Source organism: Sporolactobacillus sp. CQH2019 (assembly GCF_028765345.1).
Classification (GTDB): Bacteria; Bacillota; Bacilli; order Bacillales; family Sporolactobacillaceae; genus Sporolactobacillus.
In genome coordinates this window covers 41,985-67,957 of record NZ_JARAJZ010000007.1, presented here as the reverse complement: position 1 = coordinate 67,957, position 25,973 = coordinate 41,985, and the positions used below count along the sequence as shown (strand labels likewise).

The following is a 25,973-nucleotide window of genomic DNA, read 5'->3' as shown; positions in this document are numbered from 1 at the left end:
GCATCCCCTCCTCATTCCATACTTCCTGTCCAGTTCATCATGCCGCCGCTCATATTTTTCACCTTGAATCCGTTAGCGGCCAGAATAGCCGATGCCACTCCGCTTCTGCTTCCGGACTGGCAAACAATAATGTGCTCTCTCGTTTTGTCAATTTCGTCCATGCGGAATTGAATGATATTGACTGAAATATTCTTTGCTCCGGGAATGTGCCCGCCGGCGTACTCGATCGGTTCCCGGACATCGATAATACTGACATCCTTTTTCCCGTTGATTAACCGTTCAACTTCTTCGGGAGTGATTGTTCCATACATCCTATCTTCCTCGCTTTGTTCTATTTTCAGCGCATACAGGCCATTAGCGCTATTATACCCTATAGGGTATATAAAAGTCTATGAAAAAGTCTGACGCCGACGATTTAGTCGAGATTCTTTCCGGCAGTCCGTCCAGGTACACGATCTACAGCTGTCATTGACATCACACTATGCCTGCAATCCGCCTCCTGATCCGTCATTCGTAAAATTTCCTGAATTTGTCCGCCGATCCGTTTCAGACGATTCTTCATCGGCAGCAGATCGTCCATCTGCCGGCCTCTTTTATACCCACAAGGGTATATTAATCAAAAGAACATCTTTCGTCAACTTTATTGACCGACATTTTTCTCCAAGCCCGCTCCATATATTAACCTCGGCAGGGACAGGCGCTTCAAGGTACTCCCCCTGCACAGATTCGCTGCCCGGATTGTCCATTCTCTGTTCTCGTCATGTCCTTGTTCGGGTCGGCGGCACTCTGATCGGAAGGACTGCCGTTTACATTTGTGCTCCCATTTCTCAGGGAACATTTCATCTGCCCGGAACCGCTGAGACTCTGCGGAACCGTCTGGTTTTTTTCTTTTCTTTTTCATTTTTGATGTTCTTGTCTTTCTCAGCTGCATAGCCCTTTTTATTCCCGATGCTCTTCTCAGCTTCGCCAAGAAAGATGACAGCTGCCCCTGCAGCCTGTGCCCATCCGCCCTTAGTTTCGAGCGGATCGATGTAAGACAGCGGCGCAACACTTTTTAGCCGGCTGTTTCTGCCTAAAGCCATGATAAAATTACCCAGAATAATGATCATATTTCCAATAACAAGGGAGTTCTTTTTCCACACATTTTTATCCGACAGAATAATGATCCCTGCCAGTATCTGATTTATATTATTGACCTGAAATAGTTTTAATCTTTTATATGGATCCTGCAAAACGATGAAAGCGTAAATGACTAACACATAGCCAAATGCCTGAAGCTGCGTCCCCATTTTGTCGGGGGTTCCTCCGCGCAGGAACTCCGCATCCAGCGCATCTCCGTTAATTTGCACAAGGCTCCCATAAAAAAACAGCGACTGCTGAGCCTTAGGCGTTAAACCAAGCGAAGGAGTCAGGCCCGATGCCACCATAACCTTTCCAAGAACGACTGAAAACAGCGCGGTAAGTTTCAGCGTTTCATTTTTCGCTTCCATGCCTTCCCCCCTTCCCGGTATTAAAAGCATATTCCTCTTCTCAAACGAAAGACAGGGCGAAAGCCCCGGCTATCATTCAATTAATGCGGGTCACTGTCCCGTAAAATAATGATTGGCAGATATTCCCGTTATATCTATCGGCAATCAGGATAAAGCAAGTTTTCAGGCCGGGACCGGATGAACAGTTTCAATATTGGATCGCTTATTTTCGTCCGTTTCCGCGGCAGGATTCTTTTTTCGGAGCAAGCGCCGAAAGGGGGCCGACACCCTGTTTCGGCAATATCTGCCGTGCTGGCCTTCATTTCGCCAAAATTGGATTTTTAAAAAAAAGAGCCCTGTTCTGACTGAGGGCTCCAATCGATGAATTTCGCAAATAAGAGTTTCTCGGGATCGGATAGACTGAGGTTCACTATTCATCGGCAGCGCGGCCCGGTCCGATAATCGCAGACCTCTCACCAGGATCCGCCTCAAAAGGCGGATGATCCGATATTTTCTCCGTTCAGGCCGTGCCGATGATCCTTCCGAAATTTCCGCCCGCCATGGGAAAACCTTCTAATACAGATTTCAATCCGTTCAATCATGTTTAGCCTGTATGCCCGGCCGGCTCCTGAGGAAAATATCATTGATTGCTCTGTATCCTTTCAATCTGCTTTAATTCGCCGAGCATCCAGGACGTGTAGCTTTGCCCTGTAGGCAGCGTCTCCGTCACTTTAACGACCGGCACGTTGTTTTTATTTGCAAGCGCTACGATCCTGTTGACAGTCGGGTCGCTTGCCTGAATGTTGTCAACAAAGAATTTGATCCGATGATGGGTGATATCGTTCTGCAAAGCGGCAATATCCCTCGGCGCAGGATCATTTCCATTCTCAACCGCCAGTTCAAAGCCTCTATTGCCGACTTTATACTTTAGCGCCTGCAGCATATAGTCGAATACCGGTTCAGAGACATCTGCCGTCTGGTTGGCCGCCTGTTTAGAAAGCTTGTCAACCAGCTTTTTCACCGGCTTGATTTTCGCAATATAGGCAGCGGCATTCTTTTGGTAGTCTTTGGCATGAGACGGATCAAGCTTCGCCAGTTCGGCGGCAATTTGCCGGGCAAGTGCCGGCATCGTCTCCGGATTATACCACAAATGTTCATTGTCTCCGGTTTTCCTGTTCATCAGATCTTCTCCGACACGAAGCACCTTTTTATTCGTCTGACCGGCCGAAACGAGTTTATCCATCCAGCTGTCATAGCCGATGCCGTTATAGATGATCAGCTTAGCCTGGTCGACGGACTGAGCCGTTCCCGTCGTCGGTTCAAATTCGTGCGGATCAACGCTCGGTTTGTTAATGATCGAAGTGACATTGACACGGCTGCCGCCGACAGCCCGGGCAACCTCCCCGTAGAAATCTTCCGCAGCGACAACATTGATTTTTGACGAAGCGCTGTTATTGGATGACGCTTTTCCGCATCCTGACAGCACTCCTGCCGATATGATAAGGACTCCGAACAAAATAAAAAATTGATGGATAAAATGATGACGCTTCATGTTTCCGTTGCTCCTCCTGATCGCTTGATCCGTTTTTAATCGTCATGATAACGTTTTATAAAGCAAAGATTGAGCGCTTCTGTTTTTTTAATACCCTTCACATTCACAACCCGGCGTTTAAGGCGCTTAAAAAGATCTCCCGATCACTTTAAATCTCTTAAATAAATGCCTATGATAGTCAATTAATATGTAAATATGATGTTCCGGCAGAGTCATGGAAATCCTGACGGGTTTCTTCCCCCCTTCTCTCTGTCGGGAACACCCGGCCCGTCCGCTCGACAATCTCTCCGCGCTTTTTACAGGCCGTCTCTCTTCATTTACCAGCTTGCTTTCTTGATCCCGGGTATCTGTCCTTTATGCGCGTATTCTCTGAAAGCAATCCGGGACATCCCGAATTTTCTCATATAGCCGTGCGGCCTTCCGGTCAGCCGGCAGCGATGATGAAGCCGCGTCGGCGATGAATCGCGGGGGAGTCCTGCCAGCGCGGCATAATTTCCCTCCGCTTTCAGTTCACGGCGCCGATCGGCATATTCGGCGACCAAAGTTTCACGTTTCAATTCCTTAACTATTTTTGACTTCTTAGCCACTGTATTTTCACTCCTCTATAAATCGTAATAATTACGATTTACGTTTTCTATTAAACCATACTGCCGCCTCTTTGGCAAGACATGTTAAAAATAATTTCCCCTTCCGGGCCGAATCTGATCCTTTTTCATTGTTTAAATACAAATTGCAGACCGCCGATGGGAATTAAGGGGAACAGGCCGATCGTCAGGATTCTCCGTTTACTCTTTGCCGCAGGGTGAATACAGGTGTTTGAAAGATAGCAGTTTCTTCCTTTTCTGACATTTTTTATCCGTGTCTCCTGCCGATCCGGAATGATCCGGGCTTTACTGGGGAAACGCACAATTCTTCCCGCATTTTCATACAGTACGAGTGAGAACACTTTAGGGGAGATTTTCATTGATGATTCATGTGGTCCAAAGCGGAGAGTTTCTATGGCAGCTTGCACAGCGCTATCATGTATCGGTAAATACGCTGGCGGATATCAATGATTTGTCTGATCCGAATCGTTTGGTGGTCGGCCAGGCACTAATTATTCCCGTTCCGGAAACAGGTCATGAGGGGCGCAAACCCGACGTTGAAGTCAATGCCTATACGTATCAGACGAGCGGTGAGGCCGTTCGATCGATTCAAGAGGTCGGCCGTCTGCTCACTTATTTGGCCCCATTCGCCTACCGTATCACCGAAAACGGAACACTCGATCCGATAGACGATCAGGCGATCATTTCCGCTGCATTCGCTGAAAAAGCCGTTCCTATGATGTCGATTACCAATTTTACCGCAACAGCAACGGGCACCAATCTGGCGCATGTTGTCCTGAGTACGCCGGCCTATCGCGAAAATCTGTTGTCGGACGTAATTCGGATCATGCGTGAAAAAGGATATCGCGGATTAAATATTGATTTTGAAAATGTCCTCCCTGCCGACCGTGAGCAGTACAATCAGTTTCTTCAGCAGGCTGTAAATCGCCTCCATCCATTAGGCTATTTTGTATCCACCGCTTTAGCGCCAAAAACAAGCGCTGCGCAGGCCGGATTGTTGTACGAAGCGCACGATTACGAGGCACACGGCAGGATCGCCGATTTTGTCGTACTGATGACCTATGAATGGGGCTACCGGCTTGGGCCGCCGCAGGCAATCTCACCCCTTTATCAGATGAGAAGAGTTGTGGAATACGCCTTATCGGTAATGCCGGCAAATAAAATTTTTTTAGGATTCCAGATTTACGCCCGGGACTGGGTTCTTCCGCATGTACAGGGCCAGGTGGCAAGAACCTTCAGTCCGAAGGAAGCCGTGGAACTGGCGGTAAGATACGGCGCTGCGATTCAGTACGATTCCGCCGCTCAGGCCCCGTTTTTCCGCTATGTCGACGGACAGAACCGCCTTCACGAAGTCTGGTTTGAAGATCCGCGGAGCACGCAGGCCAAGTTCGACCTGGCCAAACGCTATCACCTCCGCGGGATCAGTTATTGGGCTTTGGGTTACTCTTTCCGGCAAAACTGGGTTATGCTTGAGGACAATTTCAGCATCCGCAAATGGATCAGATAATGAGAAGGGCCCGATCACATCCTGCGGGTCCGAACGTCTCATTACTTTGACTGTCCGGCCCTTTAATACGTCCCGAAACAGAATCAACCTGCTGCCGTCAGTTGTCTAAGATCGCGAAGGTTCTGTGAACGGCACACAATGCCCGGGACAACGGACAATGGCATTTGCGTGCCCCGTCCATTATTGTCAAGATGCTGCATTTTAGAATAGGTATATCGCCACAGCTCATAATGGGGGACTGTACAGGATGCGGCAGAACCCGGCCATTGGCAACCGATATATGTCTTTATCGGCGGCCTTTTTTGTGACAATTATGTTAATCCGAGCATTTCTTTTGAATCCGAAAAGACGACTGTGTTAAACCAAAAGCAGAAGGTTGCGGGCAAGAATAAAGACGACTTTCTAAAAAAACATGTTCAGGGAGGAAAGCGAATGTCTGAATCAACCGTTACAGCAGCCTTATCAGGTACTTTTACAATCGGCGGCGATTTGCCGGTCAATCGTCTAGGGTACGGGACGATGCAGCTGCCGGGCCCCGGCGTTTGGGGGGAATCGAGTAATCCGGAGGAAGCCGTCCGTGTCCTGCGGACCGCCGCGGAACTCGGCGTCAATTTTATTGATACGGCGGATGCTTACGGTCCGTTTGTCTCCAATGAATTGATCAAAAAGGCTCTCTATCCCTATCCGAACGGCCTTGTGATCGCCACAAAAGTCGGACATACACGTCAGGGACCGGGCAGATGGATCCCCGTCGGCCGGCCGGAGTATCTTCGTCAGCAGGTTGAATTGAATCTGCGCACGCTCGGACTGGATCACATTGATCTGCTTCAGCTGCACCGGATCGATCCGAAGGTGCCGCTTGCCGACCAGATCGGTGAACTGGCGCTGATGAAACTGGAAGGAAAAATCCGCCATATCGGACTGAGCCAGGTCAGCGTCGGAGAACTGCAGGCCGCCAACGAGATTACGCCGATCGTTTCCGTCCAAAATTTGTACAATCTGGCCAAACGCGATTCGGAATTCGTACTGAACTACTGCGAAAAGCACCAGATCGGATTCATCCCCTGGTTCCCTCTGGCAACGGGAGCGCTCGCCAAGGAAGGCGGAGCGCTCGATCAGATCGCCAGAAAATACGACGCGAAACCGGCACAGATCGCCCTGGCCTGGCTGCTGAAACGTTCGCCGGTCATTCTGCCGATTCCGGGAACGTCTTCAGTTGCCCACGTAAAAGAAAACATTGCCGCCGCCGGAATTAAACTCAGTGACGCAGACTTTCAGACTCTGTCAAAGGCTGTCTGAACGGAACCCGGTCAGCGCTGGAAAATCCGCCGATTCATCTGAAAATATAAACTGAAAAAAAACAGACAGCAGGAACGCTTTGCCGATTCAATGGGGAGCGTTCCTGTTTTTATATTTTATAAGGGAGAACGGCATGTTATTGAAAGATAATTGGTATCCTCTTAACTCATGTATCCAGCCAGGCCGCTGCGTGAAAGTGTCATTGATGCTTCCGAAAAACGAGTTGGCAAGAGCGGTCGTCTATGGCTTCCGAATGTTCATGCGAACAGCGATTTATTCCGCTAAAAAAGAGGGCTACCCGGTGCGAATAGGCGTTACCTGTCGGAAACACACGATCTCTTTCTTCGGCCCGCCGCGTATTTTTATGAATTGGAAACGAAAATAGCCGAAGACGACGGATATCAGCAGTAAAGCGCCGCCTATCATATCTGTAAAGCGCAGAATATCGACAGTAAAGTGCTTAAAATCAACAGTAGCGGCCGAAAAATCGACAGTAGACGTGGAATAAATAAGCGCGAATAATCGGAACAAACAGTTGTCCCCGATTCATTTAACTAATTGCTGTTTACCCTTGACGGGGCGATACTCTGCCAGAATAGGGCGAATCGAGACCATTTTGGGGTGATCGTTCACTGTTTTAGGGCGATTCATTCTTTTTTCGGGGTGATAAACTCCTGATGGGGCGATACTCTGCCAGAATAGGGCGAATCGAGACCATTTTGGGCCGATAGTTTACTGTTTTAGGGCGATTCATTCTTTTTTCGGAGTGATAAACTCCTGATGGGGTGATACTTTGCCTGAATAGGGCGGATCGAGATCATTTTGGGGCGATCGTTCACTGTTTTAGGACGATTCATTCTTTTTTCGGAGTGATAAACTCCTGACGGGGCGATAACTCGCTGTTTCAGGCCGATTAGCGAATTTTTCGGGACAAGGATTCTCGGACCGATACTAGCCGGCGGCCTGGCTGTATGGATCGGATTTCAGTCCAGTTATTATCCATTAGCCGTTTTTCGGTCGTCACACGGAACCTATCAGCCGGCGCCCGATTTTCGACGATTGCAGAAGTTTATGGATCGTGGAAACGTTCTCCGTCTTTCAAGAGATGGTTTTAGGAAGAGTCGATCATCGATTGACGGCAGGCCACAGTAGGACAATGAGTTAAGGGGATACTCGTATAAAAGATTTTCCGAGTGAGAGGCAAAAATCGATTATAAGACATTGCGTATCCATCGGGAAACATGTTCTGAACTTTTTAACGAATAATCAGGATCATGCCGCTGCGCTGAAACGGTCTGTACCGATTAAAGACCCGATTTGTGCTTTGATTAATTACTTAAATAGCTATCCTTTGTTCCGATTATTCGCGCTTATTAATTCTACAGCAACTACTGTTGATTCTTTGCACTTTATTGGCGATTGTTCAGCTGCATGTTCCGGTGAACACATAGAAACCGGCTTGTTCAGGCCGCTTCTCGGTTTTTCTCGCTCACTGCAGTCTATCGGTCGTTGCCAGGGGTTTATCGGCCGTAACTTGCAGTTTTTTGGTTGGCGCAGGCAGTTTTTCGGTCATCGCGGGCAGTTTTTCGGTCAGCGCTCACGATTTATCGGTCGTGCGCGATTTTTTCGTCGCTACTGGGCCGGCTGTCGACCGGCGCTTCTCACCATTCAGTAAATCACAGCTTCTGTCTGATGAAATAATAGTTAAACGAAGTTTGATTGTCAGCCAAATCCGCCTGTTTCCACTGGTTTGTTAGCCCTATTGAGATCTGACAGAAGGCATGATCCGATCAGTCTTATTAATTAAGATATACGTGCAAGCAATCTGTTCGGTTAAGCAGCAACACTTTCTCATAAACAGCTTTTTTTCGGTTGATGCCCTATTTCATGCAGACGGCGATGGTTAAGCCCGGTTTTGTACCGATTCTGCGACTCGTTCATCATCTATTATTCTTTTCTGATCCGGATCCGTGTACTTTATCGGTTGAGAATTACCGTTTTTTATAAAAATTCCGTTATGTTCCAAACAGAAAATTGAGAAATGGCAATGAGGTAACGGCCAGATACCGCCCATTATCAGGTACAATTTTTTATTACAAATGATGACTGATTGAATCGGGCTTCGTAAACGTTTTCAGCTGAAGCAGCCAGGACAGTCCGCAGAGAAAAGAAACCAGGCCGATTATCAGACCCATGATGGGAATGCCGGCCGTTTCGTAAAGATAACCCAAGCCGGCATAAGAGAGCTGCATGACACCTGAATAAGTGGAAGTGTGCAATGAAAAGATCCGCCCTCGGACTTCTGCTTTTGTATGAACCTGCATCAGATAACTGTCCAGTGGGATGATAATCCCCGAGCTGATGCGCATCAGAAGCAGCATAAAGGCTCCGGCAATAAAAACGGCCGACTGCGCGAGCAGCGCAAAGAACAGAGCCTGTGTCAAATAGGCAGCCCCGTACAACCAGTTTGCCCGTTTATCGTTGCTTCCGACAAACCTTTGGACAAACAAAGCTCCCAGCAGAACCCCAAGGCCGTCTATGGCATACAGCATACCAATACCGAATCCGCCCATTTTATAAACCATTTCTCCGAGGATCGGTATCAGGATGGCATATCCTCCGCCGGCAAAACCCCAGCTGATGCCGATCAATAGGATCGCTTTGACTGCTTTATTCCCGGAGGCCTCCCTGAAGCCCTCTTTTAAAGCGTTAAAATAAGGTTCCGCTCTCTTATTTCCGCCTGTATTTTTCGGCATATGAATCTGAAAAATATAGAAAGCAGACCAAATATAGGACAGAGAATTAATCAGAAAACCGACAACAGGGCTCACCAAAGAAGAAACGATGCCGCCGCCCGCTGCTCCAAGAATACTCATGAAGCCATACGTCCCCGAGCTCAAAGCATTGGCGGATGCTAAATCTTTATTTGAAACAATAAGAGGAAAGGCTGCCTGCTGCGCCGGTACGAACATAATTCCGGACAATCCCAAAAGAATAGCTCCGGCATACAAAAAAGAAGTCTCGTGGTCAAAAACAGCCAGGGGGAAAAGCAGCACGACTGCGGCCCGGATCAGATCACTGATCAGCATGAGCGGCTTTTTCGGATAACGATCAATAAACGGACTCACAAAGGGACCCAGCGCAACGGAAGGCAGCGACCGGCATAAAAGAACCATGCCCATGGCCGACGGAGAATGTGTCAGAGATAACGTCACCTGACTGAGCGCAACCTGGTTAAACCAATCTCCCAGTATACTGCCGCTGCCCGCCAGCCATAGTTTTCGATAATTCGCATTTCGACGCAATAAGCTATTATTTGGGGCCAAAACTACCTGTGCCTCTTTTCACATCATTAGAAATTTTTTTGCGCTAGGTGTGGAATTTATTGGTGGCCCATTTTCTCCAAATCCGGTATTTAAAAAGGCCCTCTTTATTTTAGCTTACGATCTTTCTCTGCCAATTCATGCAGACCGGGCAATCGAGCTATTATTTTTAGTAAAGGCCAACTATTTTGCCAATTTTTTTGTTTCATCCTTTCGTTATAAATCATCATCCTTTTTTTCTTTTCCCGAGTAAAAGGTGTCGGTCGAACAGTCATACTCAATAAATCACTGACTCCGTGAGGAACTGTCAAAATGACTTGATTATGCGCATCCAGTCGTGCGCCAATTGCTGTAGCCGTTTCGGGAAATTTAGAAATGGCATCGGTTGAAGATGCATAAGGAGCAGTATCAGGGTTATGTACATGCATACGTGCTTCGTTTTTCACCTCCCAGTGATATCCAGGCTCCTTAGCTTTCAATTGAGACTGCGCTTTTTGTTCATATGAGTCATCAATAAACCGGTCGTTAAAATAGATGACGTCAATGTCATGAACAGGCGTACGATGAAGTAATTGAGCCTGGTAATCCCAGATTCTTGAACGTAGAAAACCTGCACATACCCAACTATCCGGAAGATCTAAATCACGTACTAAAGTCAATATTTTTATTATTTCCCGATCATTTTCTATAAAAGATAGAATATCAGCCTTATTTTCCAGCATTATTCTTCCCCCCGCCCCCGGCATCCTGAAATAGCTGTCAGCAGCGTGTGTGCCGCCAACTTGTGAACGCATACAGATTATCCCGGCCCAGTTTCGATTGAATAAACCTTGACTTTTTTCCCCGTAAGTGTGATTTTTTTTTCACATTTCATGCCGATTTTTTCAGCAACTTTTTGAGAAATCGTATTTCCGCTCTGAATTAGTGCAATGAATCTTTTGATGCCGCAATTCGTTTGTCCATAATGAAACAGCGCACGGGCCGCTTCGGTCGTAGCCATTATTCCAATAACTTCTGGCGACCCAATAGCCGATTTCGATTTCTCTTGTTCCATCAACTGTCTGAGGCACGAGACCGGCGTGCCCGATTTTTACGTGATCCTTTTTTCTGGTCAGCACCATGAGCTCCAAACGCGGATCTACTTTGTACGCAGCGTAAATCCAGTCCAGAAATCGTTGGGCCCCCTCTTCGTCACGAGTTCTTCCATTACCGATAAAGCGGACTTCTTCAGGATCGGAGAGCAATGAATGCAAGAACATCAAGTCGTGATTATCATACGGGCGAAAGAGCAGTCTTTCAGAAGTTGGATACATGCGCGTGCCCCTCCTTCACGATAAATCTAATAGCAAAAATGCGATTATTGAGGTGAGCCTGAACTGAAATGGGCGAATCCTAAGTTTCATCGTCGGGCATTTTCTCGTACAAATGCCAAAAACGATGCAAGGCGGTATTCCCTTTCCCTGCTTTTCAGATAGGTCAAGTAAACCGTCATATCCGGAGGCGCTGTTTTGGAAGAATATTCTATAGATTTCAGTATACCTTTTTTCACCCCTTCCCGGGCGACACTTTCCGGCAAAAATCCAAGATAATCAAGATTCGAGATTAATCTTAAAGCCAGGCCGGAATAGTCAACCCGGACACCCGCTGCGGTATCTGCTCCGAATTCGCTTTTAAACCACTCGTCATAGGCAATGCCCCAATTCTGGTACAGCAGCCTGCCGTTCCGAAACACTTCTTCCCGTGAGAGAGACTGAACTGCCTGATAACTTTTACTGCTGCCGATCAGGAGAATCCGCTCCCGTCGGAAAAGGTTTTTTTCAAATAAGGAAGAACGCGGCGGAATGAAGACAAACGCGGCATCAATGGACCCTTCCTGAAGACGGTTGATTAGATGCGACGAGTGGTCGGTGACCGTCCGGACCGATATTGTACCCTTTGCGCACAGCTTTTCTATTAAATAATAGATTGAACTGTCCCAGATCGTATTCAGTCCGCCGATCACGATCCGATAGTCAACCTTCCCCCTGATCCGCAGATCCGCCTCAGCCTGCCTCATTCGACTGACTATTTTCCCGGCATGAGAGAGAAATAGACGGCCGTCGGGCGTCAATCGGACATAGCGCGTACCTCGATCAAATAATTTCCTGTTCAATTGATTTTCCAAGGTCTTGATTCGTGCGGTGATGGTTGACTGGACAACATTCAGTATTTCCGAGGTCTTGGTGAAGCTGGACGTTTCCGCGAGCGTCAGGAACGTTTCCAGTTGTTCCTGATCCATGGCCGGCCTTCTTTCTATTTATTTTTTTCATTAATACTATTAAAACTATTCGTTTATCAAATAGAAGTCAATCGATTAAGATGAAGTTGCTTTCTGAAAAGGGGCAAAATCCATGATTAAGAAAGGAACTTGATGATATGAAACTGTTTAAGAGCATACATCCGCGACTTGCCCTTATCTTATTCGGCTTGCTGCTTACCAACACTGGTTCATTCATGATCCTGCCTTTTTTGAGCCAGTATCTGAGCAGCCTGAAGCTATCAGCGGGCACGATCGGACTTGTCCTGACGGTCAATGTACTTTGCCAGCGCGGACTGACTTTTTTTGGGGGCATACTGAGCGATCGGTTCGGGGAAAGAAGATTACTGATCATCGGTCTGTCAGTGCGGCTGATCGGTTACATTCTTTATAGCTCCGCCGGTCATATTTCATCAATTTTTCTGGCTTCGGCATGCGTCGGCCTAGGCGGTGCCTTATTCGCTCCAGGTTTAATGGCGACTATTGTCAAGTTGGCCGGGGACTCAAAACAGGCAGTCTTTGCTCTGCGCAATACAGTGATCAATATCGGCTTGGCAATCGGCCCGATACTGGGCGGACTGCTTTACCGCTACTCTGTTTTTTGGATATTTATGCTGACGGCTCTGGCTCATTTGATTTTTCTGCTTTTCATTTTGTTTGCCGGTCCCGATGACATCCATGCCGAACAGAAAATTCCTGCCGCAGACCTGTTCCATTATGTTTTTCATCATTACGTCATGATGATTCTGGCACTCGTGAACGCGATTTTCTGGTTCGTGTACAGCCAGTTCAATCTGGCCATTCCCCTATACATGAACGATTTTTTTCAAAGGCCTTCTCTGACCGGATTTTTATTCACGATAAACGGATTATTTGTGATTTCTCTTCAATACGCCATTGCAAAATTATTTTTCCAGAAATTTTCCGGCCGGTTCATTCTATGCTTCGGGTTTCTTTCGATGAGCGCCGCTTACTTCATCCTTGGCCTGATTCCTCATTTAGTGTCCATATTTCTTTTTGTTTTGCTCTTCAGTACGAGCGAGGTATTGACCCTTCCGACAATCGACAGTCTGGTTTCCGAACGGGCCCCCGAAAACCGGCTCAGCACCTGCTACGGATTTGTCGATCTCGGCTGGGCGATCGGAGCAGCAGCGGGCAATCTCATCGGCGGCCCGTTCTTCGATTTTGTTCAGAGCCGCCATCTGTTTCCGCTTGCTTGGTTCAGTTGCGGAATCCTGTCCCTCCTGACGCTGTTCTTTATCTTTCTTCTCGGTCCCGGGCGGCAGACTCTCCATCCGGCTCAAACCGGAGCAGCAAGCGGCAAGTAAAGCCGTTTTAAAAACATGATAAAACGGGTCCCCTGGAACTCATTAAAAATGTGAATGCAGAATAAAGATTATTTCATTGCGGAAAGAATGGCTCTCCTGTAGATTTCAATTTTCTTATCCAAGTGGCTGAGATTATTTTCTAACGCTTTTTTCTTTTCGAGTATCGACAGCCGGTGCAGGCGGAGCATTTCCAGTCTTTCTTCCATCGTTTGGTCGCCTTCATATCTCAGCTTCGCATACTTTTGTATGTCTTTTAAAGGCATGGCCGTTTCTTTCAGCCTGAGTATAAATTCAATCCAGGCTTTGTCCTTCTCCGTATAGCGTCTTTGATTATGCTCATCCCTGCCGGGGAAAATTAATTTTTCCTTTTCATAATAGCGAAGCGTATAAATGCTTAGTCCGGTTAATTTTGCAAAGTCGCCGATTGAAAAATCCATCCGAATGCCTCCCCGTAAATTTTGATTTGACATAGAGTATACTCCAGCCCTTACGCTTAGATTGTAGCAAAAAAAAGGAGGATAAAAAACATGGAGAAAAATCGTTATGAAGCCGGATTGGAAAAATTGTCCGAAGTGGACGGCGGTGCAGGAACCGAGGTCGTTCAATCTTTGAAAGACGTCGCTCCTGATTTGGGAAGGTTCATCATTGAATTTGCCTTTGGAGACATCTATACTCGCCCTGTTTTGGACTTGAAACAGCGCGAGCGAATCACATTAAGCAGCCTCGCATCAATCGGCGGTGCAGAAAATCAGCTGCGCGTCCACATCAACGGTGCACTAAATGTCGGCGTGACGCCCAAGGAAATTGCTGAAATTTTTATTCACTGTGTCCCTTATGCCGGTTTCCCCAGAGCGTTAAATGCGGCAGCCGCAGCCAAGAAAATTTTTCAAGAAAGAGGACTCATATAAAATAAGTTTTTATCAGTATCTCTTTAGCCCATTTTCCTGCTATGTCATCAGACGATGATTTACTTTTTCTGCGATCGTCAATCTCGAAAGATGAAAAGCGTTTCCTTCCGCAATCAATAAACTGCCGCAACGATCGATAGAACGGACGTGACGACCGATAAACGGCGCCTAACGACTGATCAGCTTACTGCGACGGCTGATGAACCGGGGGCACCGACTGATGAATTCCCGCGGCAATCGATAAACCGGGGGCACCGACTGATGAACTCCCGGCGGCGATCGATAAATCGCCTGCGATGACCGATAAACTGCCTTTGTCGACCGATAAATCACGTACAATGACCGATAAACTGCCCATGTCGACCGATAAATCAGCTGCGATGACCGATAAGCCGAGGGGACTGGTCAATAAGCGGAGTGCCATGGCCGATAAACCGAATGCACCGATCGATAAGGGATACCTATTTAATTTTTTTTTTAACCATTTGCTGTCGATTCAAAAGTAAATGGCTTTTTTTAATTGTATGCGCATTAATCACAGCCATTTTGAAAAGAATCAAGTCTATTTTTCCAGCTGCTCCGAATCGGCCCGCCGGTTCGATCCCGTCTCAGTATTTCGTTCCCCTCATCATTGAAACAAGGCAGCCCCCTTCCACTGGTTTTGAAATCATAGAGATTAATAGGGTGACCCCACTCACATAAGGCGGCTTTGTTATCTGGTAATAAATGCCGGATAAAATCCAATTCTGAAGTTTCGTCTGTCTCTATTTCATCATTCATTCTCCGATTTCTGCCTGAGATTTTTACCTTAGAATCCATTTTCCTCTAAATTAATGATAATCATGGTATAGCGACGATCATATTATATTGACGGTCATAGTAATATGACCTATATTATATTTGACGAGGGGGCATACGATGAATAAAAAACTCTCCTCCGATTTACTCAGAGGGCATACAGATACAATGATTTTGAAACTGTTGATAGACGAAGACCAATATGGCTATCAAATCACAAAATTGATCCGGCAAAATTCTAATGGCGAATACGAGCTGAAGGAGGCGACCATGTATTCCAGCCTGAAACGGCTGGAAAGCGACGGATGTATCGTTTCTTACTGGGGCGACCAGACACAAGGAGGCAGAAGAAAGTACTATAAGATCACCGAAAAAGGGAAAGCCGTTTATTCGGAGAACAAAAGGAACTGGGAATACGCCAAGCGCGTACTTGACAACTTATTGTGAGGAGATCGGATGTTATGAATGAAAAGTTAACGGATTATTTGAATGACGTTTTCGCGCCTTATGATGGAGTAAAAAGTGTTGCCGAATTGAAGGCTGACCTGCTCACCGATCTGCAGGAGCGGTTCCGCGAGCTCAGGGACGAGGGCAAGGACGATGAAACGGCTTTCCAGATGACGGTCGACAGCATCGGCGATATTGAGCAAACGGTACAGGAAGTTGCCAACTCTTCTCGCTCGCTGGAGCGGCAGGCGCTGATAAACTTCAACGCGAGCGATCTGCAGAAAAGCGATTTTGCCGGCGTTACCGCACATAAAGGAAAATTTAAAGGGAGCGCTTTGCGCGGCTCCGACTTTTCGGGTGCAGATTTAACCGGCAGCTCGTTCGCCGCCAGCGCTTTGCGCGAAGCCAATTTCGATGGTGCGAACCTGACTGACTGCACGCTATACGCCAGCGATCTCAGAGATACCAGTTTCCGGCAATCGATTCTTGTCCGCACCAATATCAGCACGTCGGATCTGAACGGGGCCAAATTTGCAGACGTAAAACTGACCGACGTCAAACTGACAATGACCGATCTCAGAAAAACCCTATTTGAAAACTGTACCTTTGACGGCGTAGACTTCAAATATTCCGACCTGCGGGGCCTGTGCCTCGACGGGCAGACATTTATCGGCGTCAAGTTCGACAAAGCGGCGCTGAACGAAGCGATGTTTGGAGGGGCGACGTTCAAAAATGTATCCTTCCTTGCACCGATTACTTTTTCCAAAAAGTATTACCGCGCCATTAAAACTATCTGCTTTGACGGTGCGATGATGGATAAGCTGACCTATGCTGCGCTCAAAGGTGCAAAAGCCGATCTATCAAAAGTTACTGTCATTTAGGCCCGGAAAATTTGGGTTCCCTTCCGGCTGGATTTGCGGTCCTATCGGCCGTTTTCGGCGTCTCGGATCGACCACCTGTCATTTCAGAGAATAACCAGCACCCGGCCGGGCAGAGATTTCCTATTGAGGTCAAATCTTTATCTTACGATAAGCGAAGATTATGCGAAACTGAGCCATCCAGAACGTGCGCCATTTTTATTGGCGGAAACAATCGGATTATTTTGCACTCGAATAAAGATAGGCAGCTGTAGCCCTGCTTGCCGGTATGCCTTTTGCGTTTTAGAGGAAATTCATTATTAGAACAACCGCCATTGACAAGCCATCTATTGCGTATTACTATATAGTTGTAGTAAGTGATACAGAATATAAGTCATACGGAATAGTGGGGCGATTGTGCTGAAAAACCTAACGGAAATGCTTAAAGGCGTGCTTGAAGGCTGCGTCCTGGAAATTATAAGCCGCAAAGAAACCTACGGCTACGAAATCACGCGGCGGCTGAACGCCCTCGGCTTCACGGATGTTGTGGAGGGAACGGTGTACACCATCCTGGTTCGGCTGGAAAGAAGCAAGCTGGTAGAGGTCACCAAAAAGCCCTCCGACAAAGGGCCGCCGCGAAAGTTTTTCGTGCTTAACGACGCGGGGCACGAGGAACTGCGGAAGTTCTGGAAAAAATGGGAGTTCGTATCATCAAAAATTAATGAGTTAAAGGAGGAAAAGCAATGAATTTTTGGGAAAAAGTCACAGGCAGCGACATGACTAAAGAATTGAAAACTTTTGAATCGCGAGCCAAAAAACTGCCGGCAGATTATCAAGCGGCATGGGAAAAAATCAAGGCCAATCTTTGGCCGCACTCAGATTTCACCGGCCGCAACCTCATGCCGATTCTTGACGGTGTGCTTGGCCTGCTCGAAGAGGCGGCAGCGGACGGTCAAAGTGCCCGGGAAGTATTGGGCGACGATATCAAAGGCTTCTGTTCAGCGCTGGCCGGCGAAGAAGGAGCCAAGTCTTTTCGCGATAAGTGGCGCGAGCAACTCAATAATAATATCGCTAAAAAATTAGGCAAATAGGAGGACAAAATGAGCATACAGGATATCATCGAAGGCAAAAAAGAATGGCGGGCGCACATGGCGCGCGTCAAAGCGCTCCCGCAAGATTATCAGATTGTTTATAAAGAGATTCAAAAATATCTTTTTAAGGTCGGCCCTGTTGAACTAACCGACGGGATAGGTTTGCTGTCGGGGATTGTCGATCTTTTTGAAGAAGGCGCGGCCCTGGGGAAAGGCGTGCTCGAGGTGACAGGCAGGGACGTAGCAGCTTTCTGCGACGATCTAATCAAAGATTCAAAAACTTACGCTGACATCTATCAGGAATCTGTTAACCATGAAGTGAACAAGGCCATGAAAAAGGTTACGGATAAGGAAGGAGGATCTCGCGATGGAAAAAGCCATTGAAGTGAAAGGCCTGCAGAAATCTTTCAAGGACACGGAAGTCCTGAAGGGCGTCGAATTTGACGTGAAGCGAGGTGAGGTTTTCGCCCTGCTCGGCTCCAACGGCGCCGGCAAGACGACGATTGTTAAGATCCTTACCACGCTGCTTAAACAGGACGGCGGAACCGCCGCCGTAAACGGCTTCGACGTTGCAGCAAAGCCCGACGATGTGCGCCAATCGATCAGCCTGACCGGGCAATTCGCCGCCGTAGACGAAATATTGACCGGGCGGGAAAATCTGATCATGATCGCCAGGCTGCGCCACCTCCAAAATCCGCGGCAGATCGCCGATGATTTACTGAAACGCTTCGGCCTGGCCGAGGCCGCCGACCGCAGGGTTTCCACCTATTCGGGCGGTATGCGCCGCAAGCTCGATATCGCCATGAGCCTGATCGGAAAACCGAGGCTTATTTTTCTTGACGAACCGACCACCGGGCTTGACCCTGAGGCGCGCATCGAGGTCTGGAAGACGGTAAAAGAGCTTGCCGACAGCGGCACGACCGTGTTCCTGACCACGCAGTATCTGGAGGAAGCCGAGCAGCTTGCGGATCGAATTGCAATTCTGCATGAGGGACGAATTATCGTGAGCGGCACGCTTGAAGAGCTGAAAAAGCTGTTTCCGCCCGCAAAGGTGGAATATGTGGAAAAACAGCCGACGCTCGAAGAAATCTTCCTCGCAATCGTCGGCAAGAAGGAGGAAAAATAACGATGAACAGACATTTTTTCAGCGATACGAGCGTGATGCTTGGCCGTTCCATGCGCCATATTTTCCGCAGTATGGACACCATCATCACGGTTGCCATTATGCCGATCGCAATGATGCTGCTGTTTGTCTATGTGTTCGGCGGAGCGATAAAAACCGGCACGGATAATTACGTGAATTACCTGCTGCCCGGCATCCTGCTGATTGCGATTGCCACCGGCATATCCTACACGGCTGTCCGCCTGGTCATGGATAAACAGCGGGGCATTTTCGAACGCTTCTACTCGATGCCGATCGCGCGTTCCTCCGTGCTGTGGGGGCATGTGCTGACTTCGCTGGTCTCAAACGCCCTTTCGGTTATCATCATCATTCTTGTAGCTTTGATTATGGGCTTTCGTTCGTCGGCGGGGATATTACCATGGCTGGCCGTGGCAGGTATCCTCGCACTGGTTACGCTGGCCCTGACCTGGATCGCCGTGATTCCCGGACTGACCGCAAAATCGGTGGATGGTGCGAGCGCCTTTTCCTATCCGCTTATCTTCCTGCCGTTCATCAGTTCGGCGTTTGTGCCCACCTCGTCCATGCCCGGACCGATCCGCGCCTTCGCCGAAAACCAGCCGGTCACCGCAATCGTCAATGCAATACGTTCCCTGCTTGCCCGGCAGCCTGTCGGCAACGACATCTGGACTGCGCTCGCCTGGTGTTTGGGCATTCTTGTTGTTGCCTACGTTTTCGCCATGCGGGTCTATAAACGTAAAGCAGTATGAAGATGGTTATACGAACCTGATAGCTCTGATTAGGTATTTCCCTACTGACGGGTACGTCTGCCGGAAGATACGTCGCCGCCCTCCCTTCGAAACGGCGGCGTATTTCGCTTTCCATCCCTCTCTCCCTCATCCGGCTTGCTAAGAAAAAGTGCAAAAGAGATGTGCGCGGCCACAGGCTCCCGCGCCGCAGAATCCTATACCCTATAACTATCTCTTCTATAAAAAAGATCACGTATCGTTAATCTCTTCTTTTTCATGTTCATCAAATGTCACTAGGCAAATGATGAAGATACATATTCAGAGCATCATCATTTTTCAATAACGCATTGACCGTGTTGGGATGAGGATGGCTGTAAATGACCGGATAGTCTTTCTCTCCTAAACGGTCGTGAACTGAAAAAGCAAGAATCTCACGGTCCGTCGAAAATTGTGCGTCAATTCCTTTTTTATTTCCCCGAGCGTCCAGACGAATCCATTTGTGCAATTGCCTGATGAAAATGGCATTTAGAGCGTGAAGACAATATCCCTTTTCAGGAGTATCAAAAAGCATCAGTCTCTGATAGCAAAAACCCGCCGGTATGCCTTGAGATCTTAGTAATGCAGCCAACAAATGAGACTTTGCATAACAGATTCCCTCTTTCCATTTAAGAACATCCGATGCCATGCAGGTGACACGCGTATGCTGTATATCCCAGGAATGGTGGATGCAGTCGCGGACAAATTCAAAAGCTGTCTTTGATTTCTCCAGATCAGATTGTCCCTGTCCGAATAATTTTCTTCCTGCATTAATAATTGAAGGATGGGAACAGTCAATAATGTCCGTTTCCTGTAAATAGTCCTTCAAAAAGCGGGATTCCGGAATTAGCTTCACAAGAGGCGCCTCCCTCTGTCGCTGCCATCTTTTCCCGGTTTGTTTTTGATCATACCCGGGAGTAAAAAAACAGATCAAATGCAAAGGCCAAATCAATACGAACAAACGGACATTAGGCCACTACCCGATATTCACTTATCATCAATCGCTTTAATTAAGCTAATCAAATCGAGAGGCTGATTCACCGTCATTTGATTGTGAAATTTTGTTCGGTCGTAGCCGTATCCATAATCCACTAAGATAACATTCTTTATATTTGTCTCCTGTGCAGAAAGCAAATCGGCCGTTCGATCGCCAATGACGATCGCTTCATCCGGAGCCACATCAAATGTCTTTAACACATGGCCGAATTTTTCAGACTTATCAATGGCACTGTTTCCCTCAACCAGCGCAAAATATTTCCTTATACCTTCATTTTCCAGATTCTTTATCACTTCATGGGTGTAATTCGAAGAAACAAGAACTAGACGGTAGTCATGACTCGCCCAGGTCAAAACCTCTCTGATCCCCTGAAAAAGTTGCGGCGTTTTTTTCTCCAATTCTTCTTTAAAAATTTTGACAGCCTTTTTTTGATTTTCATCAACGATACCAAGATGCCTGTAGCATTCCCGAAAATCATCCGTATATATTTTTTTAAACGCATCGATTGTAGCCGGCATCACTACATTGAGTTTCTTTCCGATTGTCAGATAAATATCATAGACGGCAAACAAAGAATCGACGATCACACCGTCGTAGTCAAAAATAATCAGTTTAATCATGAAAATGACCTTCTTATGATGTCCTGTACTCTCAATGAACTGTTTCGAATCGCCATCTGAAAATTAAAACGACACATTGATTTGCAATACCAATGAATGTCACAGGCGACAGCAGAAAAGCAGGCTCTTTCCGATGACTCTGTTAAATTCCTTTGTATTTATTATACCAATAAGCGTCATACGCGAATATGCCGAAATTGTCCTTCGGTTCTTATATTTTTCAGATTTTATCGCAAGATCTCCCGCAAAAATTAAGAGACTCATTCATTTTTTTCATAAAAGAAATCACCTCATAATTATGTGGCAGTTTTCTGTTTTGGAACCTATCATTTTTTTAAAGAATACGCACGCATAGCCTTGTTATCTATAATAAATTGTATGTGCTGGATAAAGTCAAATCTCAAAATCCCGTCAATGTTCATTCCATAATCTATACTCCCAACTTCTGCCTGAAATTTTTTCAGGCAGACCCCTTCAAAACAAACCGCAGCAAAAATCTTAGTATAAACATACTCAACCCCTCTTACTGTGTCCACGACAGCATCCGCTTCAGGGGTACTCCTAACCTTTCAACTCTATGCGCATTAAAAATTGTTCCGGCAGGCCCTGTATCTAACAATACTTCTTCGAGTTTCCGGATCTTGCATCGAAATTGGACGTTCCTGATTTTCTCAAAGTTATTTCTCTTTCATCAATTTTTCAATTATTTTCAACGCAAATCTCGCATTTGGGTAAGTAATCGAACCTCCGCCAATAACACCAATTTTTATTGCTTCCATGATCTCATCAAAAGTGGCTTCGGCGTTCATCGAAGTTTCCAGATGATAAAAAATACACTCATTACAGCGGGTAGCCACCGAAATCGCTAGGCCCATTAACTCTTTGTTCTTTTTACTTATTGCTCCTTCAGCGTAAGCTTTTTCATCCAAAGTACTAAATTCTTTAAAAAAAGAATCTGCTTCGATTAATTTTTTATTGTAGGTCTGACGTTGTTTTTTCAACTGTTCCGCGGTCATCGATATCTCTCCTCGCGACGATTTTTTGAGTGGTGCCTGGATCAGACACTAACTTCACCTTTCGCCAATTATCCATTAAATTCAGCCAAATCTTTGCACTTTTTTTATTTTGTGAAAAATTTATCTTAACGAGCACTTACATATGGCTGGGATTACAAACTATTTGGGTGCCGTTTACTGCCTGAGAATTCACTCTGTTCGGTTCAGGCTGTACAAACAATAACTGCTCCGTTCTCATCATATAGGGCAATAACCTTACCAATCCCTCTGCCGGCTCCCGATATTGCTTCTTTTCCTTTAGACCGCATAGTCCCTGTACGTATTCGTGTGCATTATCTTCTTCAGCGTAGTTTCTACTTCCGACCAAGCCTTTTGGATAATACCAGTTGTTCTCCGTGAATGCCCGTGACCCTTCGGCAGGTGTCAGCAAACCCGTGATGCAGATAAAGCTTCTGAGCCGCAACATTCGCATGATTCACGCCCAGTACAACCTCATCTGTATTAGGGAAATGCTCCTTCACAAATATATCAAGCAGAGCGATCGTCCGTCTTCCATATCCTTTTCCCTGAAAACGGCTGTCAATCGAAAAGGTGCGGAGAAGAAGCGCTTTGCGATTATTTGTGTATTTTTTCGCACCTGCCCGGCCATGCAGAACAAAAAAACCGACAACCGTTTCCTCGTCTAAAACCAGAATCGCATACCGATCGGATTCCCTTTTACATGTTTCAACGGCCTCTTGAGGAGAACCGGTAAAATGCAGCTCTTTTATGACATACCGTCGGACAGCCTCGCTGTATTCATCTGAGTAAAAAGCCAAACTAATTTTTGATGGATCCATTTTATTAAAATGCTTCCTTCCCGACCTCCGGGATCTCTTTGAAAGGTGTTCCGCTGTGTCCTTAAACAGCAGAAGTACAAAAAGCCTCTGTCGTTCACTGTCCTTCCTTTTTTTCGGCAGCAAAAAAGGAAGACCGGCGCACAGCAACCCCCGTTTTCTCCGTCATAACCGCGTGACCGTCATTCGAACAAGACCTTTTGAAATCACATTCCGGCTTAAACTGACTTTGATTTATCAAAGACTTCCAATACCCGCCCGGCAATGATACTAAATTCCATTTCTATTTCTCTCTGCTGCCGTTCTCCGACCCTTACTCCGGATCGATTCAGTCATATCAAAAAGGAAGGCCCGAATTGCCTTCCTTTTTGAACAGCTCTTATTAATTAGGCCTCAGAGACTGGTCGACAGTCCGGCTTTCTTTATTTCTCTGGAAATAAGATAGCCTTCGCTCTTCAGCAGTTCCGCCGTGAGCAGCCCGCCGCCAGCCGCTCCTCTCAGCGTATTGTGAGACAGACAGACGAATTTATAGTCAAAGATTGTGTCTTCGCGCAGTCTGCCGATCGTGATTCCCATGCCGTTTTCAAAATCTCTGTCCAGATTTGTCTGGGGCCGATCGTCTTCGGTCATGTATTTCAGGAACTGCCGGGGGGCAGTCGGCAGCTTCAATTCCTGCGGTTTTCCGCTGTATGACGCCCACCGCTCAAGAATCTGTTCTTTTGTCGGTTTATGTTTAAAAGTGACAAAAACCGTCGCCAGATGGCCGTCTGAGACCGGAACGCGGATACATTGAGTGCTGATTCTTGGAGAAGAGGCATTCACAATGCCGTCGCCCTCAATTCTTCCCCATATCTTCATCGGTTCCTTTTCACTCTTCTCTTCTTCCCCGCTTATAAAAGGAATGACATTGTCATTCATTTCCGGCCAGTCTTTGAACGTTTTTCCGGCACCGGAAATGGCCTGATAAGTGCTGACAATCACATCGGTCGGTTCAAACTCTTTCAATGCGTGCAGCGGCGGGACATAGCTCTGAATCGAGCAGTTCGGTTTCACGGCGATAAAACCGTATTTTGTGCCCAGACGTTCTTTCTGACTTTCAATGATTCTCAAATGATCGCTGTTGATTTCCGGAATCACCATCGGGACATCCGGAGTCAGCCGATGGGCAGAATTATTCGAGATTACAGGAACTTCCGCTTTCGCATACTGTTCCTCCAGTTCCCTTATTTCAGCCTTAGGCATATCAACCGCACAAAAGACAAAATCCACTTCTTTGCTGATTTCATCGACTTCATGAACATCTTTCACCCGAATAGTCTTCACGGAATCCGGTATGGGGATATTCAGCTTCCATCGATTTTTAACCGCTTCTTCATATGTCCTGCCGGCGGACCGGGGACTTGCCGCTATGGCCGCCACTTCAAAAAAAGGATGGTTTTCGAGCAGGGTGATGAATCTCTGTCCGACAAAGCCCGTTCCCCCAAGAATTCCAACCTTCAGTTTGTCATCCATACTTCCCACCCTCTTTATAAAATTAAAGTTATTATACTACAGATTCAACCGAAAAGCAGGAAATTATCGAACGTTCGTCCGATCCGGATTCCTGCACGCCCGTTTCCCCGGCCGGGTCACTTCTGGAAAATCTCGAAAAAAGATATCTCTTGCCGCGCCGCGGTCATTAAGGTTTCTTTTCCTTCATTATAAAATAGATACACGGATTATAGAAGGCAATGCTTTGAATCCGCGGAGTCAAAAGATCCGGCAGCAATGACAGCGATCGATCCATTGAAAAACCGGCAAAAGATGCCGGGCCGTAAATTGGCAGCGCTACAGCCCGCAGATGCAGAATCCTGCTTTGACTAAATCGCGGAAACGGCCCTCTGCAAGACAGCGACGTCCGACTGACTGAAAATAACAGGAGCCAAAAGTGCCTCAATGCAATTTTATTGCTGTAAAAGATATTTGTGCACGGACGGACAACCTATTTTGGAGGGCGGCAATATTTTTTGCGAACGGTGATAGGTTGTGCCAGGCAGATTTTTTGCGGACAACAACATGTTCTGCAGGAAAGCAGGCAGTTTTTTTACTGATATTGCCGGTTTTTATGTATCTCACAAATATCAGCCAGCATAGAGAGCTCGGCCGTGGCTTTTATCGACCGCAGCAGGCCGTTTATCGGTCGTTAGATCCGGTTTATCGGTCGTTGCCGGGAATTTATCGGTCGTCGCGCCAGGTTTATCGGTCGTTAGATGCTGTTTTTCGGTCGTCACTGGTTTTATTGGCCGTCGCACCCAGTTTATCGGTCGTCGCGAAAGTTTAGCGATCGCAGACACGCTCTCCGTCTTTCGAGAGACTGACAGTCCCAGGAAAAGTCGATCATCATCTGACGGCCCTGCAGGAAAATGGGTTAATAGCCTTGGTATGATATCCCTGCCGCCAGTACGGCAGAATGATGAAAAAAAACGCTGCCTGATCCAAGCCGCCTATGCCGAATAAAAAGTGTAGGCCGGTACGCCGGGAACGCGGCTAAAAGGATGGCGGCGTGTTGGAACAAATAACCCCAAAACGTTTATTCCGCGGCGGCCGCTCTCTAAAAAAATTTCAGTTGCCCGTTCAGCCTAACTCGTTCTTAAATACGTAGCTGACCGGATCGTACCCCATTTTTTCCCGATAAAATCGATGGGCTTCTTTTCTCTGCAGTCCGCTGGATAAGGCAACTATCGAATAGCCCTGCCCTGCTGCCCAGGTGTGGATAAAATCAAGCAGGCGGCTGCCATACCCTTTTGAACGCATTCTTTCGTCCGTCACCAGATCGCCTATCCAGATAAATTTTCCGTAATATAAGGTGGTCATCGGCATTAAGCCGGCCACAGAAACCAATTTTTCTCCTTCGTATAAAGCAAAAAGGCGATAGCCCCCATGGCGGCAGGCGTAAGCGACAAGTTCCAGATAAGTTTTCAAATCCAAATGCGTGCGAAGCTGGTGCATGACGGAATAAGCCTTCCGCCATTCTTCTTCGCTTTTCAGCTCATGAACGACAACCATATGCCAATCTCCCTCTTCCTTTTTCTGTGATTATATGCGATAACTGGTATGAGGCAAAGAGCCAGTTTTCAACC

The 25,973-nt window shown here is 47.0% G+C and carries 30 protein-coding genes and 1 pseudogene; 12 read left to right on the top strand and 19 right to left on the bottom strand.

What is annotated here, in order from left to right; genetic code table 11:
* Positions 1-11: 11 nt before the first annotated feature.
* The 5 genes from OYT88_RS11225 to rpsN all read right to left on the bottom strand — a co-directional run bounded on the left by OYT88_RS11225 (position 12) and on the right by rpsN (position 3,608).
* A complete protein-coding gene (locus tag OYT88_RS11225) occupies positions 12-311 on the bottom strand; it encodes a rhodanese-like domain-containing protein (RefSeq protein ID WP_274400097.1) in 300 nt (99 codons plus the stop codon).
* 104 nt (positions 312-415) lie between these two features.
* Entirely contained in the window at positions 416-580 is a 165-nt protein-coding gene (locus OYT88_RS11220; RefSeq protein ID WP_274400095.1) for a metal-sensing transcriptional repressor, read from the bottom strand.
* A gap of 259 nt (positions 581-839) precedes the next feature.
* A complete protein-coding gene (locus OYT88_RS11215; RefSeq protein ID WP_274400094.1) occupies positions 840-1,490 on the bottom strand; it encodes a DUF6944 family repetitive protein in 651 nt (216 codons plus the stop codon).
* 619 nt (positions 1,491-2,109) lie between these two features.
* Positions 2,110-3,021 (bottom strand): metal ABC transporter solute-binding protein, encoded by a 912-nt coding sequence (locus OYT88_RS11210; RefSeq protein ID WP_274400092.1) that lies wholly within the window; start codon positions 3,019-3,021, stop codon positions 2,110-2,112.
* A 317-nt stretch (positions 3,022-3,338) separates the two neighbouring features.
* The gene (gene rpsN, locus OYT88_RS11205) at positions 3,339-3,608 is read right to left on the bottom strand and encodes a 30S ribosomal protein S14 (RefSeq protein ID WP_274400091.1); all 270 of its coding nucleotides are present in this window, start codon (positions 3,606-3,608) and stop codon (positions 3,339-3,341) included.
* A 379-nt stretch (positions 3,609-3,987) separates the two neighbouring features.
* On the opposite strand from rpsN, the gene OYT88_RS11200 reads away from it, so the two are divergent.
* Both OYT88_RS11200 and OYT88_RS11195 read left to right on the top strand, forming a co-directional pair.
* Positions 3,988-5,133 (top strand): glycosyl hydrolase family 18 protein, encoded by a 1,146-nt coding sequence (locus tag OYT88_RS11200; RefSeq protein ID WP_274400089.1) that lies wholly within the window; start codon positions 3,988-3,990, stop codon positions 5,131-5,133.
* Between the two features lie 432 nt (positions 5,134-5,565).
* Complete coding sequence (locus tag OYT88_RS11195) at positions 5,566-6,432, top strand: aldo/keto reductase (RefSeq protein WP_274400087.1); 867 nt, start codon at positions 5,566-5,568, stop codon at positions 6,430-6,432.
* Positions 6,433-8,525: 2,093 nt separating this feature from the next.
* On the opposite strand, the gene OYT88_RS11190 is transcribed toward OYT88_RS11195, so the two are convergent.
* The 4 genes and pseudogenes from OYT88_RS11190 to OYT88_RS11175 all read right to left on the bottom strand — a co-directional run bounded on the left by OYT88_RS11190 (position 8,526) and on the right by OYT88_RS11175 (position 12,033).
* Positions 8,526-9,758, bottom strand: coding sequence for an MFS transporter (locus OYT88_RS11190; protein WP_274400086.1), 1,233 nt, complete (start codon positions 9,756-9,758; stop codon positions 8,526-8,528).
* Between the two features lie 104 nt (positions 9,759-9,862).
* Positions 9,863-10,477, bottom strand: coding sequence for a nucleotidyltransferase family protein (locus OYT88_RS11185; protein ID WP_274400085.1), 615 nt, complete (start codon positions 10,475-10,477; stop codon positions 9,863-9,865).
* A 77-nt stretch (positions 10,478-10,554) separates the two neighbouring features.
* Positions 10,555-11,014, bottom strand: a pseudogene (locus OYT88_RS11180) (GNAT family N-acetyltransferase).
* A gap of 140 nt (positions 11,015-11,154) precedes the next feature.
* Entirely contained in the window at positions 11,155-12,033 is an 879-nt protein-coding gene (locus tag OYT88_RS11175) for a LysR family transcriptional regulator (RefSeq protein WP_274400084.1), read from the bottom strand.
* A gap of 137 nt (positions 12,034-12,170) precedes the next feature.
* On the opposite strand from OYT88_RS11175, the gene OYT88_RS11170 reads away from it, so the two are divergent.
* Positions 12,171-13,379 carry an MFS transporter gene (locus tag OYT88_RS11170; protein ID WP_274400082.1) on the top strand — a complete coding sequence of 403 codons (1,209 nt, stop codon included), beginning with the start codon at positions 12,171-12,173 and terminating at the stop codon, positions 13,377-13,379.
* 68 nt (positions 13,380-13,447) lie between these two features.
* On the opposite strand, the gene OYT88_RS11165 is transcribed toward OYT88_RS11170, so the two are convergent.
* Positions 13,448-13,816 (bottom strand): MerR family transcriptional regulator, encoded by a 369-nt coding sequence (locus OYT88_RS11165; protein WP_274400080.1) that lies wholly within the window; start codon positions 13,814-13,816, stop codon positions 13,448-13,450.
* 90 nt (positions 13,817-13,906) lie between these two features.
* On the opposite strand from OYT88_RS11165, the gene OYT88_RS11160 reads away from it, so the two are divergent.
* Positions 13,907-14,287, top strand: a complete 381-nt coding sequence (locus OYT88_RS11160; protein ID WP_274400078.1) for a carboxymuconolactone decarboxylase family protein — start codon at positions 13,907-13,909, stop codon at positions 14,285-14,287.
* Between the two features lie 184 nt (positions 14,288-14,471).
* Here the strand turns inward: OYT88_RS11160 and OYT88_RS11155 are convergent, their stop codons facing one another.
* Together OYT88_RS11155 and OYT88_RS11150 are read right to left on the bottom strand one after the other, a co-directional pair.
* Positions 14,472-14,711, bottom strand: coding sequence for a hypothetical protein (locus tag OYT88_RS11155; protein WP_274400077.1), 240 nt, complete (start codon positions 14,709-14,711; stop codon positions 14,472-14,474).
* A gap of 107 nt (positions 14,712-14,818) precedes the next feature.
* The gene (locus OYT88_RS11150; protein WP_274400074.1) at positions 14,819-15,067 is read right to left on the bottom strand and encodes a hypothetical protein; all 249 of its coding nucleotides are present in this window, start codon (positions 15,065-15,067) and stop codon (positions 14,819-14,821) included.
* A 138-nt stretch (positions 15,068-15,205) separates the two neighbouring features.
* On the opposite strand from OYT88_RS11150, the gene OYT88_RS11145 reads away from it, so the two are divergent.
* The 7 genes from OYT88_RS11145 (at position 15,206) to OYT88_RS11115 (ending at position 19,370) form a co-directional block, all read left to right on the top strand.
* Positions 15,206-15,532, top strand: a complete 327-nt coding sequence (locus OYT88_RS11145) for a PadR family transcriptional regulator (protein WP_274400072.1) — start codon at positions 15,206-15,208, stop codon at positions 15,530-15,532.
* A 14-nt stretch (positions 15,533-15,546) separates the two neighbouring features.
* Positions 15,547-16,413, top strand: coding sequence for a pentapeptide repeat-containing protein (locus tag OYT88_RS11140; protein ID WP_274400070.1), 867 nt, complete (start codon positions 15,547-15,549; stop codon positions 16,411-16,413).
* Positions 16,414-16,827: 414 nt separating this feature from the next.
* A complete protein-coding gene (locus OYT88_RS11135) occupies positions 16,828-17,136 on the top strand; it encodes a PadR family transcriptional regulator (protein ID WP_274400359.1) in 309 nt (102 codons plus the stop codon).
* A complete protein-coding gene (locus tag OYT88_RS11130) occupies positions 17,133-17,480 on the top strand; it encodes a DUF1048 domain-containing protein (RefSeq protein WP_274400068.1) in 348 nt (115 codons plus the stop codon). The genes OYT88_RS11135 and OYT88_RS11130 overlap by 4 nt, the downstream gene beginning before the upstream one ends.
* Before the next feature lie 9 nt (positions 17,481-17,489).
* Positions 17,490-17,864, top strand: coding sequence for a DUF1048 domain-containing protein (locus OYT88_RS11125; protein WP_274400066.1), 375 nt, complete (start codon positions 17,490-17,492; stop codon positions 17,862-17,864).
* On the top strand, positions 17,848-18,606 hold the full coding sequence (locus OYT88_RS11120; RefSeq protein WP_274400065.1) for an ABC transporter ATP-binding protein: 759 nt from the start codon (positions 17,848-17,850) through the stop codon (positions 18,604-18,606). Before OYT88_RS11125 ends, OYT88_RS11120 begins: the two co-directional genes overlap by 17 nt.
* A 2-nt stretch (positions 18,607-18,608) precedes the next feature.
* On the top strand, positions 18,609-19,370 hold the full coding sequence (locus OYT88_RS11115) for an ABC transporter permease (RefSeq protein WP_274400064.1): 762 nt from the start codon (positions 18,609-18,611) through the stop codon (positions 19,368-19,370).
* A gap of 262 nt (positions 19,371-19,632) precedes the next feature.
* On the opposite strand, the gene OYT88_RS11110 is transcribed toward OYT88_RS11115, so the two are convergent.
* From OYT88_RS11110 to asd, 6 genes are all read right to left on the bottom strand, one after another.
* A complete protein-coding gene (locus OYT88_RS11110) occupies positions 19,633-20,241 on the bottom strand; it encodes a transglutaminase-like domain-containing protein (protein ID WP_274400063.1) in 609 nt (202 codons plus the stop codon).
* A gap of 131 nt (positions 20,242-20,372) precedes the next feature.
* Positions 20,373-21,002 (bottom strand): HAD family hydrolase, encoded by a 630-nt coding sequence (locus OYT88_RS11105; RefSeq protein WP_274400062.1) that lies wholly within the window; start codon positions 21,000-21,002, stop codon positions 20,373-20,375.
* 326 nt (positions 21,003-21,328) lie between these two features.
* Positions 21,329-21,538, bottom strand: coding sequence for a hypothetical protein (locus OYT88_RS11100; protein ID WP_274400061.1), 210 nt, complete (start codon positions 21,536-21,538; stop codon positions 21,329-21,331).
* 141 nt (positions 21,539-21,679) lie between these two features.
* On the bottom strand, positions 21,680-22,018 hold the full coding sequence (locus OYT88_RS11095) for a carboxymuconolactone decarboxylase family protein (protein ID WP_274400060.1): 339 nt from the start codon (positions 22,016-22,018) through the stop codon (positions 21,680-21,682).
* 353 nt (positions 22,019-22,371) lie between these two features.
* Entirely contained in the window at positions 22,372-22,857 is a 486-nt protein-coding gene (locus OYT88_RS11090) for a GNAT family N-acetyltransferase (protein WP_274400059.1), read from the bottom strand.
* A 390-nt stretch (positions 22,858-23,247) separates the two neighbouring features.
* A complete protein-coding gene (asd, locus tag OYT88_RS11085) occupies positions 23,248-24,366 on the bottom strand; it encodes an aspartate-semialdehyde dehydrogenase (protein WP_274400058.1) in 1,119 nt (372 codons plus the stop codon).
* A 592-nt stretch (positions 24,367-24,958) separates the two neighbouring features.
* Here asd and OYT88_RS11080 point away from each other — a divergent pair.
* Positions 24,959-25,174 (top strand): hypothetical protein, encoded by a 216-nt coding sequence (locus OYT88_RS11080; RefSeq protein WP_274400057.1) that lies wholly within the window; start codon positions 24,959-24,961, stop codon positions 25,172-25,174.
* A gap of 293 nt (positions 25,175-25,467) precedes the next feature.
* Here OYT88_RS11080 and OYT88_RS11075 read toward each other — a convergent pair whose 3' ends face one another.
* Positions 25,468-25,899: a GNAT family N-acetyltransferase gene (locus OYT88_RS11075; RefSeq protein ID WP_274400056.1), complete on the bottom strand. Its 432-nt coding sequence runs from the start codon at positions 25,897-25,899 to the stop codon at positions 25,468-25,470.
* Positions 25,900-25,973: the final 74 nt, after the last annotated feature.